The organism is Nonomuraea sp. NPDC001636, from assembly GCF_040298265.1.
In the GTDB taxonomy this organism is placed as follows: domain Bacteria; phylum Actinomycetota; class Actinomycetes; order Streptosporangiales; family Streptosporangiaceae; genus Nonomuraea.
The window spans coordinates 125,121-144,313 of the sequence record NZ_JBEOZT010000018.1 but is presented as its reverse complement, the minus strand read 5'-3'; the positions used below and the strand labels follow the sequence as shown (position 1 = coordinate 144,313).

Sequence of the window (19,193 nt, the reverse complement as noted above, 5' to 3'; positions counted from 1 at the left end):
ACCCGGCGTGCCCCGCGCGGCGGCAGGTAAAGATCGGACGGGCGGCGCGGCGTGTCGGACGGCCGGCCGGGGGCGGCGGGTGCATGCTCGGTGGCGGCCGGCCGCAGGCTGTCGAGCTGGGCCACGTCGGCGGCGCCACGTTCGTGCCATCCAGGCCCGGCGGCGCGTTACCGCACCACGCGCGAAACGCCCTCACGAAGCGTGGCAGCCGCCGTCCACCCGCAAGTCGAAGGCAGCCGCCGTCCTCTCGCGAGGCGCAGAGACCTGGGCAGCCGCACCCCTGTGCGAAGCACATCTGCCTCGTCCGGCGCAGCTGAATTTCGCGTGCCGGGCGCCGTCCGAAACCATGCCCGTTTTGTCCTGCGATCTCGCGCGCCACGAGCGCGCCGCCCGCCCCAGGGAACGGGCAGGCCAGGAAGGTCATCGGATCGTCATCGCCGGGCCGCCGCCGACGGCGTCCCTGTGGCCAACTTCACCCCTCAGATCACCGCATTCTGGCCGGTTTCGGCTCCTTTGCCGACGACCGACCATCGGGAAACGGTCTGCGCACCGCCGAGAGCCGCGTAGCATCATCCGGCATGGGGCTGTGTAACACGGCATCACGTGTGAGGCGGGCCGCTGTCAGTGTGACAGTGGTGGCTTTCGCGCTCACCCTGTCAGGTTGCGCCGCCCTGGGCATCGGAAGATCACAAGCCAAGGAGATCGCGGAGATCAACGTCTCGAGCCCGGAGTTGCGCGACGGCATGCCGCTGCCGAGCGAGTTCTCCTGCCGAGGCCGCCAGGGCAGCCCGCCGCTGCGCTGGTCCAGCGAACCCTTGCCGAAGGCGAAGTCGATCGCGATCGTGGTCGACTCCCATACTCCCTCCGAATCGGCCGTTCACTGGGTGCTCTACAACATCCCGGCGACCACGACCGAGCTGGGGCCGGGTGCCGCCGAGAGTCCTCCCGAGGGCTCCGGCCAGGCCACGGTGACCAGTGGGAAGGCGGGCTACGAACCGCCCTGCAACACTCCGGGCAGCTACCGGTTCACCGTCTACACACTGAACGACAAGGTCGAGGCGAAGGAGGGCGGTCTCCCCGAGATCTTGAAGGAGATCGCCGACCACACGATCGCCCGGGGCCGGCTGACGGCGGTGAACATCCAGTGACAGGTCGATCACCGCAGGTAGACCGGATGGACCAATTCTCTACGTAGGGTGTGACAACTCTCATAGTGGTCCGACAGAATCAGATCCAATTGTTAGGCATTGGTGATCAAAGGGGGCAGATCGCGTCGATGGCCGCGCGATCTCACCGATGCCACAGGGAGGCCATGGCTTTGAGGGTGGTGCAATGATCGCGGTCGTCGTGAGCTTGGTCGCTGTCGTGCTCCTCGTGCTCGTCGTCGTGGCACTGGGCATGCGTTCCATGAACCGCCGGGAGAGCTCTCTCCCTCCGGAACGGCTGAAGGAGATGGCCGAGAAGGAGGAGATGACGCACGCCCGGTCCACCGACGAGTTCGCCGCGCACGAACCGCGCATGGCCAATTTCAGCCCGGACTTCTCCCCGATCGACGAGGTGAAGCCGAAGCCCGTGCGCACCGGCCAGCGTGGCAGGCGTGGCGTCGACGAGTGGGGCAACCCGACCACCGACCACGAGGACGAGGAGTTCTGGGCGAACATCCGCAGCGACGCCGAGGAGGGCGGTTTCGGCGCCGGCGGCACCGTGGCGGCCCGGAAGGGCGCCGCCCGTCCCGTCGAGCGTGAGCAGCCCGCCGAGCGCCGTGAGCGTCCCGCCAAGCCCAAGCCCGTGGCCGCCGCGGCCGACCCCAACGCCGCGACCGTCCAGGCCCCGCTGCCCCAGCGCCAGCCCGCCGCTGCCGCGGCCAACCTCGCCGACCTGGTGGAGCCCGCCAAGCGGCCCACCCCCTCCGCCTCCGACATGGCCGACCAGCGCACGGTGACGTTCGCGGCGCCCACGCCCGACGTGCTCAGCCTCCTCGGCGGCGGCGCCCAGCCCGTCGTGCCGGCCTCCCGCCCCGAGCCCCTGCCTGCGAGCGGCGCCCACCCGGCCGTCCCGGCGGCGAGCGGCGGCTCGTTCCCCGCCAACCCGGCCGCCGGCGGCGGGTCCTACGCAGGCGTCACCTCCAGCGGGTCCTTCCCGGTCGCGCCCGTCGCGCCGATCCACGGCGCCCCGACCAGCGACCCGTTCCCCGCGTACAACAACGCCGCCAACAACGCGGCCGACGCTCTTGAGACCACCTGGACGGGCGCGCCCGCCGCGGCCACCTCCGGCTCCTGGCCCGCCGCCTCGCCCGACATCCTCGACGACCCCTCCCCCACCTCCTACGGCGGCCCGGCGAGCTCCTGGCCCGCCTTCGTGGAGCAGCCCGCCGCCACCGCCTCTCCTGCCGCCGCGTTCCCGGCCTCGTACGAGGTGCGCGCCGGCTGGGCCGTGGCCGACGACTCCGGCTCGCCCATCACCGGCCCCTCCCCGGCCACCGGCACGCCCACCGTCCCCGCCCGCGCGGTCTCGGCCTACGACGACGTCCTGTCGGCTCCGCCGGTGCCGCCCGCGCCGTCCTCCTCCATCGCGTACGAGACCGGCGACTTCGCCGCCGAGCCCGGCCCCGCCTGGCCCGAGCCGCCGTCCGGCACGGCGAACTGGCCGACGTACGGCGGGCAGTCGCAGGGCGCGGCCACTCCCGGCCAGACCGACAGCGGCGGCGGCCGTCGCCGCGCCCCCGAGCAGGACTACAACGACTACTACCGGTGATCTCCGGCCCCTTACCGAATGAGTAAAACTCCCGCGACGACCCCCTAAAGCGGGGGTGGCGCACCACTAGGGTTTCCGACATGATCGGCGATACCCTCAGTAGCTGGTTGCGTACGCTACGGCATGATCTGCCCGCTTCGCTCGTGGTCTTCCTCGTCGCAGTCCCGTTCTCCCTGGGCATCGCGGCGGCCTCGGGCGCCCCGCCGGCCGCCGGGCTCATCGCCGCCGTCGTGGGCGGGGTCGTGGCCGGCTCGCTGGGCGGGTCGGCCGTCCAGGTGAGCGGGCCGGCGGCAGGGGTGTCCGTGGTGGTCGTCGAGCTGGTACGGATCCACGGCTGGCGCGCCACGTGCATGATCACGCTGCTGGCGGGGCTCGTCCAGCTCGTGCTCGGCGTGGTCAAGGCCGCCCGGGTCGTCCCCGCCGTCTCCCCCGCGGTCCTGCGCGGTCTGCTGGCCGCGGTCGGCGCGATCCTCGCGCTCTCCCAGCTCCACGTGGTCCTCGGCGGGCAGCCCCAGCTGTCGGCCCTGGCCAACCTCGCCGATCTGCCCGGCCAGATCGCCGGCCTGCACGGGCACAAGGTCGCGCTGGGCCTGTTCACGATCGTGGTGCTGGCGTCGTGGACGCTGCTGCCGGCCCGGGTCAGGGTGGTGCCCGCGCCGCTGGTCGCGCTGCCGGCCACGGCGGGCGTCGCCTGGCTGGCCGGCTGGGACGTCACCCACATCGACCTGGCGGGCAGCTTCTCCGGGTGGGGATTCCCCGTGCTGCCGTCCGCCGACTGGCACACGATCGTGGGCGCGGTGCTGCTCGTCGCGCTGCTGGGCAGCGTCGAGTCGCTGCTGTGCGCGTCCGCCGCCGACGGGACGCACCCCGGCCGCCGCGCCGACCTCGACCAGGAGCTGACCGGCCAGGGCGTGGCCAACATGGTGTCGGGGGCGCTGGGCGGGCTGCCGATCGCCGGCGGCATCGTCCGTACGGAGGCGAACGTGCGGGCGGGCGGGCGCACCCGGTCGGCGGCGATCCTGCACGGGGTGTGGGTGCTGGGGTTCGCGGTGGGTCTCGGCTGGTCGGTGCGGCTGATCCCGCTGGAGGCGCTGGCGGCGCTGCTGGTGTTCACCGGCGTGCGGATGGTGGGGCTGGCGCGCGTCAGGAGGGGCCGCGGGCACGGCGAGGTGCCGGTCTACGTGGCGACGGCGGCGACCGTGATCGTGCTCGGCCTGGCCGAGGGGGTGCTGGCGGGGGCGGCGCTGGCCGCGCTGCTGGCGCTGCGCCGGCTGACCTGGGTGAGCGTGCGCAGGCGCGAGGAGCCGGACGGCCGCCTGCACGTGACGATCAGCGGCTCGCTGACGTTCCTCGGCGTGCCCAGGCTGACGCACGAGCTGCGGTCGATCCCCCCGGGCACGCCGGTCGACCTCGACCTCACCATCGACTTCATGGACAACGCGGCCTTCGAGGCCATCCACTCCTGGCGGCTGGATCACGAGCAGGCGGGCGGCACGGTCGACCTGCACGAGCCGCACGACGAGTGGTACACGCTGGCGGCGGGCGGGGCCCGCGCGTACCCCGGCAGGTCGCCGGACCGGCGATGGGTGCCGTGGGCGCAGCGGCGGACCCGCCCGCAGCGCCGCGCCATCCCCGACGACGGCGGCTCGACCCCGGCGACCTGCACCGAGGGGGCACGCGACTTCCACCGCACCACGGCGCCGCTGGTCCGGCCGATCTTCACCGAGCTGGCGCGCAAGCAGCAGCCGACCCACCTGTTCATCACCTGCGCCGACTCCAGGATCGTGCCCAGCCTGATCACGGCGAGCGCTCCCGGCGACCTGTTCACCGTGCGCAACATCGGCAACCTGGTGCCGCGCCGGGGCTCCGAGCCGCACGACGACTCGGTGGTGGCCGCGATCGAGTACGCCACGCAGGTGCTCGGCGTGCGGACGATCACCGTGTGCGGGCATTCGGGATGCGGGGCGATGGCCGGGGTGCTCAGCGCCGGCGTGCAGGCCGGCAGCCTGCCGGGGCTGCGGCGGTGGCTGCGGCACGGGAACCACAGCCTGGCCCGGTTCATCGAGACCGAGGGCGACCGGCTGCACAAGGGGGCCCTCGACGTGTTGTGCCGGGTGAACGTCCAGCAGCAGCTGGAGAACCTGCGCACCTACCGGAAGGTGGACGAGCAGGTCAGGGCTGGCAAGCTGGAGCTGGTGGGCCTGTACTTCGACATCGGGTCGGCGCGGGTGCACCTGGTGCCGCCGCTGCGGTCTTCGCTCTCCGTGAAGTTGTGAGCCCGCGCCCCGCCGGGCGCCCAAGATGGGTTCATGAAGATTTTGCTCATCGGCGGCACGGGGTTCCTGGGGCGCGCCATCGCGGAAGAGGCGTTGGCGCGTGGCCATGAGGTCACGACGTTCAACAGAGGGCAGAGCGGCGGCGACGTGCCGGGCGTCGAGACCGTGCGCGGCGACCGGGAGTCCGTCGCCGACCTGGAGCGGCTGGCCGACGGCCGGTCGTGGGACTTTGTGGTGGACACGTCCGGGTATGTTCCGCGGGTGGTGGGCGAGGCGGTGCGGGCGCTGTCGGGCCGGGCGGCGACGTACGCGTTCATCTCCAGCGTCTCGGCCCTCGACGGGTTCCCCGCCAAGGCCGCGACCGAGGAGACCGGCGGATGGCCGTGCGAGCCCGACGCCGGCCCCGACGACGGCGACTACGGCGTGCTGAAGGCCGGGTGCGAGCGGGCGGTCGAGCAGGGTTTCGACGGCAACGCGCTGATCATCCAGCCTGGGCTGATCCTCGGCCCGTACGAGAACGTGGCCCGGCTGCCCTGGTGGCTGACCCGCATCTCGCGGGGCGGCCGGGTGCTGGCGCCCGGCGATCCCGCCGAGCCGATGCAGCTCATCGACGCCCGCGACGTCGCCATCTTCACCCTCGACCAGGCCGAGCGGGGCGTCGCCGGCCGGTTCGCGGTGACCGGCCCGGCGGGCAACACCACCTACGGCGAGTGGCTGGAGCTGTGCAAGCAGGTCACCGGGTCCGACGCGGAGTTCGTGTGGATGGACGCGGAGTTCCTGGTCGCGCAGGGGGCCGGGGCGTTCGTGGAGCTGCCGCTGTGGGGCGGGCCGCCGTCGGAGGAGAACGCCAACTTCTGGAGCGTGCCGACGGGCAAGGCCGAGGCGGCGGGGCTGCGGGCGCGTCCGGTCGCGGAGACCGTGCGTGACACGTGGGAGTGGCTGCGGGAGATCCCGGAGGAGCAGCGTTCCTACGGGCGAAGGATGGTCCACGGGATGGCCCCGGAGAAGGAGGCCGCCATCCTCGCCGCCTGGGACGCCCGCTCCGCCTGACCCCGAAAGCGCCGCCAGGGCCTCGGCGGAGACGCCGTCGGGGCCCAGGGCCCGGCGGAGGCGCGCCCGTCAGAGCCCGGCGGAGGCGCGCCCGTCAGGGCCCGGGGTGGAGACGGGCCGTCAGGGCCCGGTGGAGGCGCGCTGCCAGGGCGCGGCTGGGGCGTCGTCAGGGTGCCGAGGCTTTCTGGCGCCCCGGAGGCGACTGGGCTTCCGCCCTTCGCCGACGGGCGCCTGACGCGTCGTCGAAACGTTGTGAGCTGGGAATACGCATACAGCTCGGCTCGACGGGCAGATGACTGCCGGTGTACGTGAACTCACGGGGGAGGGTTCGACGATGACGTACCAGAGCAGGCCCGTCACGGGCTGGGTGGGCTGGGTATGGTTCGCCGGCATGCTCATGATCATGGCCGGCGTGTTCAACATCATCACCGGTCTCTACGCGGTGATCAACAGCGGGCTGTTCGTCCGCACGCCATCCCGCCTGCTGTTCTTCAACGTCGGCACTTGGGGCTGGATCCACCTGTTGTTCGGGATCGTCCTGCTCCTGACCGGTATCGCGGTGACGGTGGGGCAGACCTGGGCCCGCGTCGTGGCGGTGGTTCTCGTCATGATCAACGCGATGACGCAGCTGACCTGGATCGCGGTCAACCCGTGGTGGTCGCTCGCGGTCATCGCGGTGGACGTACTGGTGCTGTACGCCCTGATCGTGCACGGCCGCGAGGCCCAGGAACTGGGAGGTGAGAGACGAGCCGGCCTGTAGGCCGGGTTCTGTCCTTCGCGAACGAAGGGGCGACCATCCATCTAGGGCCGCCGTTGCCGGCGGCCTCAAGCGGTCTACCCGCGCGGCTCGGGCGGGCAGCCCTCGAACGTCGCGCGCGGAACGCTCCGGAGAGCGTCCCTTCTTGACCTTGCTCCGGGTGGGGTTTACCTAGCCGCCCACGTCACCGTGGGCGCTGGTGGTCTCTTACACCACCCTTTCACCCTCACCCCCCACCGAGGCGGGGGGCGGTCTGCTTTCTGTGGCACTGTCCCGCGGGTCACCCCGGGTCGGCGTTACCGACCACCCTGCCCTGTGGAGCCCGGACCTTCCTCGGCGGGCCCGAAGGCCCGACGCGGCCGCCCGGCCGACTCGTCTTCAGGGAGGTTATCAAACCTCAAGCCGTTCCCAACCGAGTCGCAAGATCGATTGGATGGGATGGGCATGTCACCGCCTGAGGGGGGCGGAGGCAGCAGCGGCCGCGCCGGGATGTTCTGGCGGCTCCCGGCGTGGCCGCGCTCAACGCAGGTGGGCCGGTCTAAGCACGAATTCACCGCCGCGCTCAACGCAGGTGGGCCGGTCTAAGCACGAATTCACCGCCGCGCTCAACGCACGCAGGCTGGCCGAAGCACCACTCCACCACCGCCGCGCTCAACGCACGCGGGCCGGTCGAAGCACGAATTCACCGCCGCGCTCAACGCTGGCGGGCCGGTCGGTGCACTACTTCGCCACCACCGCGCTCAACGCGAACGGGGGCGTGTTCAGCGTAGGTGGGCGGTGTCGTTGAAGGACTTCACCACGGCGGGGCCGTCGGCGTAGTACTCGATCAGCGACAGGCAGGCCAGGTCGAGGTGCATCCGGTAGAGCGCGCCCAGAGGCGCCGTGAGGGCGTCGCGCAGCAACATCTTGATCGGTGTCACGTGGGAGACGGCGAGCACGGTCTTGCCCTCGTAGCGCTCCACCAGCCGCTCCCCTGCCGCCTGGACGCGGCGGGCCGCCGTGGCGAAGCTCTCGCCCCCGGGCGGCGCGGCGTCGGGGCCGGCCAGCCAGGCGGCCAGTTCGGCGGGCCACTCACGCTGCACCTCGGTGAACGTGTGCCCCTCCCAGGCGCCGAAGTCGGCTTCCCTGAGGTCGTCGTCGATCTCGACGTCGAGCCCGGTGCGCTGGGCCACGGCCTCGGCCGTCTGCCTGGCCCGCTTGAGCGGCGAGGAGACGATGACGTCCGGCCGGTACGGCTCCCGCGACAACCGGTCGGCGGCCGCCGCCGCCTGGGCCAGCCCGTTGGCGGTGAGCTCGGCGTCGCCGAGGCCGGAGAACCTGCGCTCGACCGACAGCGGCGTCTCGCCGTGCCTGAGCAGCAGCAACGAGGTGGCCACGCGGGTGGGCGGGGCCCAGCCGGTGCCCTTGGAGCGCTGCTGGGCGGCGGCCACGGACGCCGTGGGGGCCGACAGCTCGGCGATGGCGCCCGCGTCGAGGAGGTCGGTCTGCTCGACGACCGGCGCCGGTGTGCGGGCCGCGGGCACGGCGGCAGCCGGGACGGCCGCGGCCCCCGGCGCGCCGGCGTCGTGGGTGCCGCCCGCCTTCCAGGTCAGGCCCTTGGCGGCGGCGTCCATGGCCTCGTTGGCCAGCCGGTCGGCGTGTTTGTTGTGCTCGCGCGGGATCCAGGTCCACTCGACCACCCGCAACCGCCTGGCCAGCGCGCCGGCCTCAAGGGCGAGCGGACGCAGCCCCTCGTTCTTGATCTTCCAGCGGCCGGCCATCTGCTCGATGACCAGCTTGGAGTCCATCCGCACGACCACCTCGGCGCCCTCGCCGCCCACCCCCAGCACGGCGGTCAGCCCGGCGATCAGCCCCCGGTACTCGGCCACGTTGTTGGTCGCGACGCCGATCGCCTCGGCGGCCTCGGCCAGCACCTGGCCGTCGGCGGCGTCCCGGACGACCGCGCCGTAGCCGGCCGGGCCCGGGTTGCCGCGCGAGCCCCCGTCGGCCTCGATGACGTAGGACGTCACAGGCCGGACTCCGGGGTGCGGACCAGGATCCGCCGGCACTCCTCGCAGCGCAGCACCTCGTCGTGGGGGGCGGCCTTGATGGAGTTCATCTCGGCGATGGACAGGGCCACCTTGCAGCCCTGGCAACGCCCGCCGTGCAGCATGGCGGCGCCCACGACGTACTGCTCCTTGAGCTTGTCGTAGAGCTTGAGCAAGTCGGCGGGGATCTCGCCGGCGACGGCGGCGCGCCGGCCCCGGACCTCGCTCGCCTCCTTGTCGATCTCGGTCAGCGCGGCGTCACGGCGGTCTTCGGCGGCGGCGCGGGTGGCGGCCAGTTCGTCGCGCTGGGCGACCAGGTCGGTGACCTTGCTGTCGGCCGCCTCCCTGCGCTCCATGATCTCCAGCACGACCTCCTCCAGGTCGCCCTGGCGCTTCTGCAGCGAGGCGATCTCGGACTGCAGGCTCGCCAGGTCGCGGGGCGAGGTCACGGCGCCGGAGTCGAGGCGCTTCTGGTCGCGGTCGGCGCGGGTGCGCACGGCGTCGACGTCGTTCTCCGCCTTGGTCTGCTCGCGCGCGAGGTCGCCGGCCTCGGTCTCGGCCTCGATGACCTGGGTGACGAGCCGGGCCAGGCGCTTGGACTGCTCGTCGATCTCGGCCAGCTCGGGCAGGGTGCGCCGGCGGTGCGCCAGCCGGTCGATCACGGAGTCGAGCTCTGCCAGGTCGAGCAGTCGCTTCTGGGCCTCAGGGGCTGCTTTCATGATCAATATCCTCTTGTCCAAGCATCGGTGACCGTGGCGGAGACGCGCGTTTCAACGGTAACGCCACTGGAGCGCAGGATGGACGCCGCGCTGTCGAGCCACGGCCACTCGGTGGCCCAGTGGGCGGCGTCGATCAGGGCGGGGCCACCGGACTCGACGAACTCACCGGCCGGATGGTGCCGCAGGTCGGCCGTGAGGAACACGTCGACGTCGGCGGACCTGGCCGCGCCGAGCAGCGAGTCGCCCGCGCCGCCGCTGACCGCGACGCGCGAGACCGGCCGGGCCAGGTCGCCCGCCACCCGCAGGCCGCCGGCGGTGCGCGGCAGCCCCTTGGCGGCCCGCGCGGCGAACTCCCCCAGCGTGGTGGGCTCGGGCAGCTCGCCGATGCGGCCCAGGCCGCGCCAGGGGTCGTCGGGGAAGGGCTGGAGCGGTACGAGGTCGCCGGTCAGGCCCACGGCCCTGGCCAGGGCGTCGGAGACGCCGGGATTGGCGGTGTCGGCGTTGGTGTGGGCGGTGTAGAGGGCGACGTCGTGCTTGATCAGGCGGTGGATCAGGCGGCCCTTGGGCGTGGTGGCGGCCACGCTGGTGGTGCCGCGCAGGTAGAGCGGGTGGTGGGTGACGATCAGGTCGGCGCCCCAGTCGAGGGCCTCCTCGCCCACGACCGCGACCGGATCGACGGCGAACAGCACCTTGTGCACCCGCCGGGCGGGGTCGCCGCAGACCAGCCCCACCGCATCCCATGACTCGGCCCGGGCGGGCGGGTAGGCCGCCTCGAGCACCTCGATCACCTCAGTCAGCGTCACAGCAGCCACCTGCGCAGACTACCGGCCCGCGGAAGGGTCGCGCGGGGCGTGGCGGAGGGTGTCGCCAGAACGTGGTTCGGCGTACTGTAAGTGGATCCTGACTTCGCGGAGGACGGCATGGCACCCAGCGTCGCGATCATCGGAGCGGGCTTCGGCGGCCTGTGCATGGCGATCCGGCTGCGGCGTGCCGGGATCGGCTCCTTCACGGTCTTCGAGAAGGCGGCCGACCTCGGCGGCACGTGGCGGGACAACAGCTATCCGGGCGCGGGCTGCGACATCCCCTCGCACCTGTACTCGTACTCGTTCGAGAAGTACGCGAGCTGGACCCGCCGTTACCCGGCCCAACCCGAAATCCTCGCCTACCTAGAGCATTGCGCCGATAAATACGACGTCAGGCGAAAAATACGCTTCGGCGCGGAAGTACGGCGAGCGGTCTTCGACGGCCGCCGCTGGCAGGTCACCAGCACCCACGACGGCGGCGAGCGCACCGAGGCGTTCGACGTGGTCGTCATGAGCGTGGGCCAGCTCAACCGCCCCCACCTGCCCGAGATCCCCGGCATGTCCGACTTCGAGGGCGTCTCCTTCCACTCGGCCCGCTGGAACCACGACCACGACCTCACCGGCCGCCGCGTCGCCGTGATCGGCAGCGGCTCGTCGGCGGCCCAGCTCATCCCGGCCGTCGCCGAGCGGGCCGCGCACCTCGACGTCTTCCAGCGCACGCCCAACTGGGTGATCCCCAAGCCCGACGCCACCTTCGGCCCGCTCGCCCGGCTGGCCTTCCACTACGTCCCGGGCCTCCAGCGGGCCTACCGCGAGTGGATCTACCGGTACGCCGAGGCCACGCTCTACCCGGCCCTGGCCGAGGGCTGGAGCGCCGGCCTGCTGAAGAAGCGCGCCCTGGCCCACCTGCGCGCCCAGGTCCCCGACCCCGTCCTGCGGGCGAAGCTGACGCCCGGCTATCCGCCCGGCTGCAAGCGCGTCGTCATCGACAGCGCCTTCTACCCGGCGCTGACCAGGCCGGACGTCGACGTCGTCACCGATCCGATCGTCCGGATCGGGCCGAAGGGCGTGGAGACCACCGAGGGGCTGCGCGAGGCCGACACGATCGTGTACGCCACCGGGTTCCTGAGCACCGAGTTCCTGGCCCCGATGGAGGTCACCGGGCTCGGCGGGCGGTCGCTGGCCGGGCAGTGGCGCGACGGCGCGCACGCCTACCTCGGCATCTCGGTGCCCGGCTTCCCCAACATGTTCCTGCTCTACGGCCCGAACACGAACCTCGGGCACAACTCGATCATCTACATGATCGAGTGCCAGGTGCGGCACGTCATGGCGTGCCTGGCGCGGGTGGCCGAGCAGGGGCCGATCGAGGTGCGTCCCGAGGCGATGGCCGCCTGGACCAGGCGGCTCGACGCGGCAATGGACCGCATGGTGTGGGGCGAGGGGTGCCGGAGCTGGTACAAGACGGCCGAGGGACGGGTCACCAACAACTGGCCCGGCCCGACGACGCTCTACCGGCGGCTCACCGCCCGGCCGCCGCGCGGGGCGTACCGGAGGGTCGAGGAGGTCCCGTCTTCGGTGCGGTGAACAAGATATGGGCAAAAAATCGGACTTGAGGCGCATTGGAGCAGGTCGGGGGCACGCGGTAACGTCCTTCGCATGACGCTTCCCCTGCACCGGCGTGCCGTCGTGGCCGACACCCACAATGATCTGCTCATGGCGGTCGCCGCCCGGCCGCCCCAGCAGTGGGCCTCCTTCTTCCGCCGGCGGTGGCTGCCGCAGCTCGTCGAGGGCGGGGTCGACCTGCAGATCCTGCCGGTCTTCATCGACGACCAGTACCGGCCCGAGGGCGCGCTGCGGCAGACGCTGCGCATGATCGAGTGCGCCCACGTGATCGCGGAGGGCAACCCCGACACCGTACGGCTCTGCCTCGACGGCTCGGCGATCGACGCGGCGCTGGCGGAGGGCAAGATCGCCCTGGTGCTCGCGCTGGAGAGCATGCCGGGGCTCGACGAGAGCGTCGAGCTGATCTCGACCGTCCACCGGCTGGGCGTGCGGGTGGCCTCGATCGCGCACTTCGGGCGTACGCCGCTGGCCGACGGCAGCGCCGAGGACGCCACCGGCAGCGGCCTGACCAGCCGCGGCGTGGCCGCCCTGAGCGAGATGGAGCGCCTGGGCATGGTGTTCGACGTCTCGCACCTCGGCGCGTCGGGCGTGGCCCACGTGCTGGAGCTGGCGACCAAGCCCGTCATGGCCACCCACTCCGCGGCCCGCGCGCTGCGCGACCACCACCGCAACCTCACCGACGACCAGCTCCGCGGGGTCGCCGCCACGGGCGGCGTGGTCTGCGTGAACTTCTTCGCCCCCTTCCTGGCCGAGCGCAGGGAGGACATGACGCTCGACCGCCTGCTCGACCACATCGAGCACGTCGCGCAGGTGGCCGGGATCGACCACGTCGGCCTCGGCCCCGACTTCATCCGCGAGGTCATGGACGACCTGACGCCCCCGTGCTGCGAGGACCTGGATCCCGAGGACCTCGACCCCAAGGCGTCGATCCCCGGCCTGGAGGGGCCCACCGGGCTGCCCATGGTGACCGAGGGGCTGCTCGCCCGCGGCCTGCCGGAGAAGGACGTCACCAAGATCATCGGAGGGAACGTCCACCGGTTCCTCGGAGAGCGGCTGGCATGATCGAGGATCTGGAGGAGCTGGTCCTGTGCGAGTCGTTCTCGCGTGACCTCGCGGCCGTGGCCCGCAGCGCCGAGGTCGTGGCCGCGATGGGGGCCCGCTATCTGGGGGCCCGGCCGGAGTTCCTGGTGATCGACGGCGTCACCCATCTGCGGTGGTCGTTCGGCACGCCCAGGGTGCTGCTGCTCGGCCACCACGACACCGTCTGGCCGATCGGCACGCTGGCGACCCACCCCTGGTCGGTCGTCGACGGCGTGGCGCGCGGGCCGGGCGTGTTCGACATGAAGGCCGGGCTGGTGCAGACGTTCCACGCGCTCGCCGGGCTCGGCTCGCTCGACGGCGTCACGCTGCTGGTCACCGGCGACGAGGAGCTGGGCTCGATCACGTCCGCGCCGCTGATCACGGACACCGCGCGGGGGCTGGCCGCCGCGTTCGTCATGGAGGCCAGCGCGGACGGCGGCGCGCTGAAGACGTCCCGCAAGGGCACGTCGATGTACACGCTGCGGGTGCGCGGCAAGGCGGCCCACGCCGGGCTGGAGCCGGAGAAGGGCGCGAACGCGGGCGTCGAGCTGGCGCACCAGATCCTGGCCATCGCCGCCCTCGGAGCCGGTGACACGACGGTCACCCCGACCGTGCTGCGCGGCGGGACGACGCTCAACACCGTCCCGGCCGAGGCGACGGTGGGGGTCGACGTGCGGGCGAGCACGGTGGCCGAGCAGCTGCGGGTGGACGCCGCGATGCGGGCGCTGGCCCCCGTGGTGCCCGGCACGCGGCTGGAGGTCGAAGGAGGCCCCAACCGGCCGCCGCTCGAAGCCGCGATGTCGGCCTCGCTCTACGCCATGGCCCAGGACCTGGCCGCCGGGCTGGACGTGGGCCCGCTGCACAGCGCGGCGGTGGGCGGCGCCTCCGACGGGAACTTCACCGCGGGGGCCGGCTGCCCGACGCTCGACGGGCTGGGCGCGGTGGGCGGCGGCGCGCACGCCGACCACGAGCACGTGGTGGTGGCCGAGATGCCGCGCCGCGCGGCCCTCCTCCGCGCCCTGATCGAGGCCGTGCGCTGATCGAGGCCGTGCGCTGACCGAGGCCGTGCGCTGACCGAGGCCGTGCGCTGACCGAGGCCGTGCGCTGACCGAGGCCGTGCGCTGAGGCGACCCGGGCCCGGTGTCGCAGCCCTGGACGGGCGGCGGCCGGGCCCGCGGCGGGAGCCGGGTGTGATCGGCGGGGACAGCATTCTGTCACTCCTTCACCAGTGGTATCGATATGGTGACTGCCTGTAGTCATTTGACGTGCGCCGCCACTCTCGGGGCGCACGTTGACCAGGGAGGTTCCATGAAATCCGTGCTGACCGCCGCTCGCAGGACGGCCGCCCTAGCCCTGTGCGCGTCCGCCGCGCTCGTCGTCCCGTTCGGGGCGACCCCGGCCGGTGCCGCCACCGACGACGAGCCGGGCGTGCTGCTGTACATCACCGTCACGCCGAGCAACGGCGGCGGCGCGTACTCGATGCGGCTCACCTGCGACCCCGACGGCGGCACCCACCCGCGCCCGCGCACGGCCTGCGCGGAGCTGCACGAGGTCGACGGCGTGGTCAAGGATCTCAACGTCGATCCGGGCGCGTGCCCGCGCAACTACTCCCCCATCTCCGTGCGCGTCAGGGGCCACTGGTACGGCCGCACGACGTCCTACGACAGGAAGTTCGAGAACGACTGCGTCATGGAACGCACGCTCGGGCCGCTGGTGAAGTGATCCCCGGCAGTCCCTGACATGCCCGTCCGCGGACCGCGGGCGGGCATCTCGCCGTCCGGCGGGCATAGTGGGGGGCATGACGAGCCGGGAGGAGGCCGCCGAGGCGGCGGCCAAGAGTGGTGTGACGATCCGCGAGTTGCACGAGATGGGCGAGTTCGCGCAGGTCTTCCGGCTCTTCGACGAGATCTGGCGGCCCGACCCGGGCAACGCGCCGGTCAGCGTCGAGTTGATGGCCGGGTTCGCGCACACCGGCAACTACGTGGCCGGCGCGTACGAGGACGACGTGCTGGTGGGCGCGTCGGTGGGCTTCCGGGCGGCGGGGGGCGCGCTGCACTCCCACGTGACCGGCGCCTCGATCGGCCGGGGCATCGGCTACGCGCTCAAGCTGCACCAGCGGGCGTGGTGCCTGGATCGGGGCCTGGACCGCGTCACCTGGACCTTCGATCCGCTGGTCCGCCGCAACGCCCGGTTCAACCTGGTCAAGCTGGGCGCCCGCCCGCAGGAGTACCTGCGCGACTTCTACGGCGTCATGGCCGACGCGATCAACGAGGGCGACTCCTCCGACCGCCTGCTGGCGGTGTGGCCGCTGGACGAGCGCCCGCTCGGGCCACGGGTGGAACCGGCCGAGGGCCGCGTCCGGGTGCTGGCCGAGGACGGCTCCGGCCCGGTCATGCGACCGGCGGAGGCGGACGTCGTGCTGGTGGGCACGCCGCACGACGTCGAACAGTTGCGCGTGCACGACCCGGCGGCGGCCAGGGCCTGGCGGACGGCGATGCGCGAGGTGCTGGGCGGCCTGATGGAGTCCGGCGGGCGGGTGGACGGGCTCACCGACCGCGGGGACTACGTGGTGACCCTGACCGGATAGTTCACCGGCGTGAGCGATCTGCGTAAGGTGACGGTACGGGAAGCCGACCGAGGAGATCCGCATGACGGACTTCACCCCCACCGTCCCCGCGCGAGTCCTGCCGTCCGTCGCCGTCCGCGACCTGCCCGACCCTCCCCGCTCGACCTGGCGCGTCATCGGCCCGGGGCTGGTCGGGGCGGGGGTGGGGCTGGCGTCGGGCGAGTTCATCCTCTGGCCCTACATCGCCTCCCAGGTGGGGCTGGTGTTCGTCTGGGGCGCCGCGGTCGGCATCGTCACCCAGTGGTTCCTGAACATGGAGATCGAGCGGTACACGCTGGCCACCGGCGAGACCGCGCTGACCGGTTTCAGCCGGATGTGGCGGCACTGGGGGCTGGTGTTCGTCGTGATGACGCTGGCCTCGAACCTGTGGCCGGGGTGGGTGACCACGTCCGCGACCATGGTGAAGTACCTGACCGGGGCCGGGGCGGGCGGGGTGCGCTGGATCGCGATCGGCATGCTCGTCGTGATCGCGCTGGGCCTGACGCTGGCGCCGGTGATCTACACGGCCCTGGAACGGGTGATCTTCGTGAAGATCGCCCTGGTGGCCACGCTGGCGGTGGTCGCGATCCTGTTCGCCGTCAATGCCGACAGCTGGGTCGAGCTGGGCAAGGGGCTCACCGTGGGCGCCCGCTTCCCGGCCGGGGAGCTCGGGATCGCCGTGCTCTTGGGCGCCGTCGCCTACGCCGGCGCGGGCGGCGGCCAGAACCTGTGCCAGAGCAACTGGATCCGCGACAAGGGCTTCGGCATGGGTTCGTACGTCCCGCGCCTGGTCAGCCCGGTCACCGGCGAGGAGGAGGCGGCCGCCTCGACCGGCTTCCAGTTCCCGCCGACACAGGACAACCTGGCGCGCTGGCGCCGGTGGTGGCGCTTCGCCAACGCCGAGCAGGGCGCCACGTTCGCGCTGGTGTCGTTCCTGACGATCGGGCTGATGTCGATGCTGGCCTACTCGACCGTCTTCGGCCGGCCGGAGGTGGCGGGCAAGGACAACATCGGCTTCCTGAAGGTCGAGGGCGAGGTGCTGCAGGGCACGGTCGGCACGTGGTTCGGGATCCTGTTCTGGCTGAGCGGCGCGCTGGCCCTGTTCGCCTCGGCGATGGGCATCGTCGACTACACCTCGCGGCTGGCCTCGGACACGATCAAGACGGTCTACCTGCGCGACCGTCCCGTGTCGGTGAACCGGGTGTACTTCGTCACCGTCTGGGCGATGACGCTGGTCGGGATCGCGATCCTGCTGCTCGGGCTCGACCAGCCGCTGCTCCTGCTGGTGTTCTCGGCCTGCTTCGCGGCGGTGATGATGTTCGTGTACTCGATCCTGCTGATCGTGCTCAACCGGCGGGCGCTGCCGGAGGCGATCAAGGTCAGGTCGTACCGGCTGGGGGCGCTGGTCTGGTCGGTGCTGTTCTTCGGGACGCTGACCGTCCTGGTGGTCGTCCAGCAGGTGCAGAAGCTGACCGGCTGAGCGCCGGGGTTGACCTCAAGTTCGCTTGAGGTAGGACACTCGGCGGCATGGATGTTGTCGAGGTGACGAAGTTCGGTGGTCCCGACGTGCTCCGGGTGCGGCGGGTGGACGATCCCGTCGCGGGGGCGGGGCAGGTGGTGGTCGGCGTCTCGGTGGCCGACGTGATGTCGCTGGACGCCCAGTTGCGCGCCGGGTGGGGGCAGGAGTGGTTCCCGAACCGGCCGCCGTTCGTGCCGGGGACCGGGGTGGCCGGGCGGGTGGTGTCGGTGGGCGAGGGGGTGGATCCCGGCTGGACGGGGCGTCGGGTCGCGGCCCTGGTGTCCGGCGGGTACGCCGAGCGGGTCGTGACCGGCGTGGACACGCTCGTGCCGGTGCCCGACGAGGTGAGCTCGTGGCTGGCGGCGGCGTTGCTGCAGGTGGGCCCGGCGGCGATCAGCCTGGTGGCGGCGGCGGAGCTGAAGCCGGGGGCGCGGGTGCTGGTCACGGGGGCCGGCGGGGCGCTGGGCCTGCCGATCGTCCGGCTCGCGCGGGCCGCCGGCGCCCGGGTGACGGCCGCCGCGCACGGCCCGGCCAAGCGGGCGGCGGCGCTGGCGGCGGGCGCGGCCGAGGCGGTCGACTACCCGGCCCTGGCCACCCGTGAGACCGATGGGGGCACCGACCACCCCGCCCTGAACGCCACCGGCCCCCACGAGACGGAGGCGGGCGCGGGAGCTGACGTGACCATGGCCGGCGGGAGCGCGGTGGGGGCGTTCGACGTGGTCTTCGACGGGGTCGGGGGGCGGGTGGGGGCCGAGGCGTTCGCGTCGCTCGGGCCCGGCGGGGTGTTCTTCGCGTACGGGGTGCCGAGCGGTTCGACCGCGCTGGTGGACCCGGCCGAGGCGGCACGCCGGGGGGTGCGGCTGGTCGGCATGGAACAGGTGCAGTTCGCCCCCGAGGAGTTCCGCCGCCTGGCCGGGCAGGCGCTGCGCATGGCGGCCACCGGCGAGCTGACGACCGTCGTCGGCCTGGCCGTGCCGCTCGACCGCGCCCACGAGGCGCACGCCGCCCTGGAGGCCCGCGAGCTGGTCGGCAAGGCGGTCCTGCTGGTCACCGCCCAGGCCGTGCGCTACCACGAGCACGGCGGCCCCGAGGTGCTGGCGCTGGAGGAGGTGCCGCTGCCCCGGCCCGGGGCCGGGCAGGTACGCGTGGCGGTCCGGGCGGCCGGGGTGAACGCCCTGGACTGGAAATTGCGCACCGGCTTCGGCGGCCCGCCGCCCGACGGCCCGCAGGGCACCGGGATCGAGTTGGCCGGGACGGTCGACGCACTCGGCCCCGGGGTGACCGGCCTGGAGGTGGGCCAGGCGGTGTTCGGGCAGGTCCCGTCCGGGGCGGCGGCCACGTACGCGCTGGCCGAGGCCGCCGCGCTGCGTCCCAAGCCGGAGCACCTGTCGTACGCCGAGGCGGCCGCGCTGCCCGTCGCGCTGGAGACCGCCCACCGCTCGCTGGCGGAGCTGGGCCTGCGCGCGGGTGAGACGCTGCTCGTCCACGCGGTCGCGGGCGGCGTCGGCCTGGCCGCCGCGCAGCTCGCGCTGGCCCGGGGCGCCCGCGTGATCGGCACCGCGAGCGAACGCCACCACGCCTTCCTGCGCGACCTCGGCGTCGTGCCGGTCACCTACGGGGACGGGCTGGAGCAGCGCCTCCCCGGCCCCGTGGACCGGGTGCTGGACGCCTCGGGACGCGGCGAGGTCGCGCTGTCGGTCAGGCTCACCGGCGATCCGGCCAAGGTGATCACCATCGCCGACCCGGCGGGCGCGGCCGAGCACGGCGTGCGGTTCTCCACGGGCAAGGGCGGGCCGTTCCCGGCGGACGTGCTGCCGCGCGTCCCGGTCGCGGAGGTGTTCCCGCTGGAGCGGGTGGCCGACGCCCACCGGCGCAGCCAGGACGGCCACTTCCTCGGCAAGCTCGTCCTCGACGTGGAAGCCTCCTTGCCGCGTTAGCGGGCAGACCGGGCGCACGTTCGGCCACCCCGTGCACGCCACG

At 72.9% G+C, this 19,193-nt stretch carries 14 protein-coding genes, 1 other RNA gene and 2 pseudogenes; 13 read left to right on the top strand and 4 right to left on the bottom strand.

All coding sequences use genetic code 11. The annotated features are described in order from the left end of the window. The first annotated feature begins 635 nt into the window (after window positions 1–635). The 5 genes and pseudogenes from ABT158_RS30260 to ABT158_RS51310 form a co-directional block, all read left to right on the top strand. Window positions 636–1,148 (top strand): YbhB/YbcL family Raf kinase inhibitor-like protein, encoded by a 513-nt coding sequence (locus ABT158_RS30260; protein ID WP_352324255.1) that lies wholly within the window; start codon window positions 636–638, stop codon window positions 1,146–1,148. A gap of 199 nt (window positions 1,149–1,347) precedes the next feature. Continuing rightward, window positions 1,348–2,754: a hypothetical protein gene (locus tag ABT158_RS30255; RefSeq protein WP_352359117.1), complete on the top strand. Its 1,407-nt coding sequence runs from the start codon at window positions 1,348–1,350 to the stop codon at window positions 2,752–2,754. Between the two features lie 80 nt (window positions 2,755–2,834). Then, a complete protein-coding gene (locus tag ABT158_RS30250; RefSeq protein ID WP_352359115.1) occupies window positions 2,835–5,030 on the top strand; it encodes a SulP family inorganic anion transporter in 2,196 nt (731 codons plus the stop codon). Window positions 5,031–5,063: 33 nt separating this feature from the next. Then, window positions 5,064–6,080, top strand: coding sequence for an NAD-dependent epimerase/dehydratase family protein (locus ABT158_RS30245; RefSeq protein ID WP_352359113.1), 1,017 nt, complete (start codon window positions 5,064–5,066; stop codon window positions 6,078–6,080). A gap of 292 nt (window positions 6,081–6,372) precedes the next feature. After that, window positions 6,373–6,738 (top strand): annotated as a pseudogene (locus ABT158_RS51310) (DUF7144 family membrane protein); the annotation flags it as partial. A gap of 83 nt (window positions 6,739–6,821) precedes the next feature. Here ABT158_RS51310 and rnpB read toward each other — a convergent pair. The 4 genes from rnpB to ABT158_RS30220 all read right to left on the bottom strand — a co-directional run bounded on the left by rnpB (window position 6,822) and on the right by ABT158_RS30220 (window position 10,386). Continuing rightward, window positions 6,822–7,212, bottom strand: an RNA gene (gene rnpB, locus ABT158_RS30235) — RNase P RNA component class A. A gap of 386 nt (window positions 7,213–7,598) precedes the next feature. Further along, entirely contained in the window at window positions 7,599–8,846 is a 1,248-nt protein-coding gene (locus tag ABT158_RS30230; RefSeq protein ID WP_352359109.1) for a bifunctional RNase H/acid phosphatase, read from the bottom strand. Continuing rightward, window positions 8,843–9,583, bottom strand: coding sequence for a zinc ribbon domain-containing protein (locus ABT158_RS30225; protein ID WP_352359107.1), 741 nt, complete (start codon window positions 9,581–9,583; stop codon window positions 8,843–8,845). Before ABT158_RS30225 ends, ABT158_RS30230 begins: the two co-directional genes overlap by 4 nt. Window positions 9,584–9,585: 2 nt before the next feature. Next, window positions 9,586–10,386 (bottom strand): Nif3-like dinuclear metal center hexameric protein, encoded by an 801-nt coding sequence (locus tag ABT158_RS30220; protein WP_352359105.1) that lies wholly within the window; start codon window positions 10,384–10,386, stop codon window positions 9,586–9,588. A 117-nt stretch (window positions 10,387–10,503) separates the two neighbouring features. Between ABT158_RS30220 and ABT158_RS30215 the strand changes: the two genes are divergently transcribed. From ABT158_RS30215 to ABT158_RS30180, 8 genes and pseudogenes are all read left to right on the top strand, one after another. After that, a complete protein-coding gene (locus tag ABT158_RS30215) occupies window positions 10,504–11,970 on the top strand; it encodes a flavin-containing monooxygenase (protein WP_352359103.1) in 1,467 nt (488 codons plus the stop codon). A gap of 72 nt (window positions 11,971–12,042) precedes the next feature. Further along, on the top strand, window positions 12,043–13,071 hold the full coding sequence (locus tag ABT158_RS30210) for a dipeptidase (RefSeq protein WP_352359101.1): 1,029 nt from the start codon (window positions 12,043–12,045) through the stop codon (window positions 13,069–13,071). Next, entirely contained in the window at window positions 13,068–14,129 is a 1,062-nt protein-coding gene (locus tag ABT158_RS30205; protein ID WP_352359099.1) for a M20 family metallopeptidase, read from the top strand. Before ABT158_RS30210 ends, ABT158_RS30205 begins: the two co-directional genes overlap by 4 nt. Window positions 14,130–14,397: 268 nt before the next feature. After that, window positions 14,398–14,811, top strand: a complete 414-nt coding sequence (locus ABT158_RS30200) for an SSI family serine proteinase inhibitor (RefSeq protein WP_352359097.1) — start codon at window positions 14,398–14,400, stop codon at window positions 14,809–14,811. 76 nt (window positions 14,812–14,887) lie between these two features. Beyond that, window positions 14,888–15,676, top strand: a complete 789-nt coding sequence (locus tag ABT158_RS30195) for a GNAT family N-acetyltransferase (RefSeq protein WP_352359095.1) — start codon at window positions 14,888–14,890, stop codon at window positions 15,674–15,676. Window positions 15,677–15,737: 61 nt separating this feature from the next. Beyond that, entirely contained in the window at window positions 15,738–17,174 is a 1,437-nt protein-coding gene (locus ABT158_RS30190) for an Nramp family divalent metal transporter (RefSeq protein ID WP_352359092.1), read from the top strand. Window positions 17,175–17,221: 47 nt separating this feature from the next. Then, window positions 17,222–18,244 (top strand): annotated as a pseudogene (locus tag ABT158_RS30185) (zinc-binding dehydrogenase); the annotation flags it as partial. A gap of 12 nt (window positions 18,245–18,256) precedes the next feature. Beyond that, window positions 18,257–19,150 carry an NADP-dependent oxidoreductase gene (locus ABT158_RS30180; RefSeq protein WP_352359242.1) on the top strand — a complete coding sequence of 298 codons (894 nt, stop codon included), beginning with the start codon at window positions 18,257–18,259 and terminating at the stop codon, window positions 19,148–19,150. Window positions 19,151–19,193 lie beyond the last annotated feature (43 nt).

Bases quoted from the DNA above. Each gene is read 5' to 3' on its own strand.
- ABT158_RS30195 (WP_352359095.1), top strand. From the start codon at position 14,888: ATGACGAGCCGGGAGGAGGCCGCCGAGGCGGCGGCCAAGAGTGGTGTG.
- ABT158_RS30225 (WP_352359107.1), bottom strand. From the start codon at position 9,583: ATGAAAGCAGCCCCTGAGGCCCAGAAGCGACTGCTCGACCTGGCAGAG.
- ABT158_RS30210 (WP_352359101.1), top strand. From the start codon at position 12,043: ATGACGCTTCCCCTGCACCGGCGTGCCGTCGTGGCCGACACCCACAAT.
- ABT158_RS30250 (WP_352359115.1), top strand. From the start codon at position 2,835: ATGATCGGCGATACCCTCAGTAGCTGGTTGCGTACGCTACGGCATGAT.
- ABT158_RS30215 (WP_352359103.1), top strand. From the start codon at position 10,504: ATGGCACCCAGCGTCGCGATCATCGGAGCGGGCTTCGGCGGCCTGTGC.
- ABT158_RS30245 (WP_352359113.1), top strand. From the start codon at position 5,064: ATGAAGATTTTGCTCATCGGCGGCACGGGGTTCCTGGGGCGCGCCATC.
- ABT158_RS30205 (WP_352359099.1), top strand. From the start codon at position 13,068: ATGATCGAGGATCTGGAGGAGCTGGTCCTGTGCGAGTCGTTCTCGCGT.
- ABT158_RS30190 (WP_352359092.1), top strand. From the start codon at position 15,738: ATGACGGACTTCACCCCCACCGTCCCCGCGCGAGTCCTGCCGTCCGTC.
- ABT158_RS30200 (WP_352359097.1), top strand. From the start codon at position 14,398: ATGAAATCCGTGCTGACCGCCGCTCGCAGGACGGCCGCCCTAGCCCTG.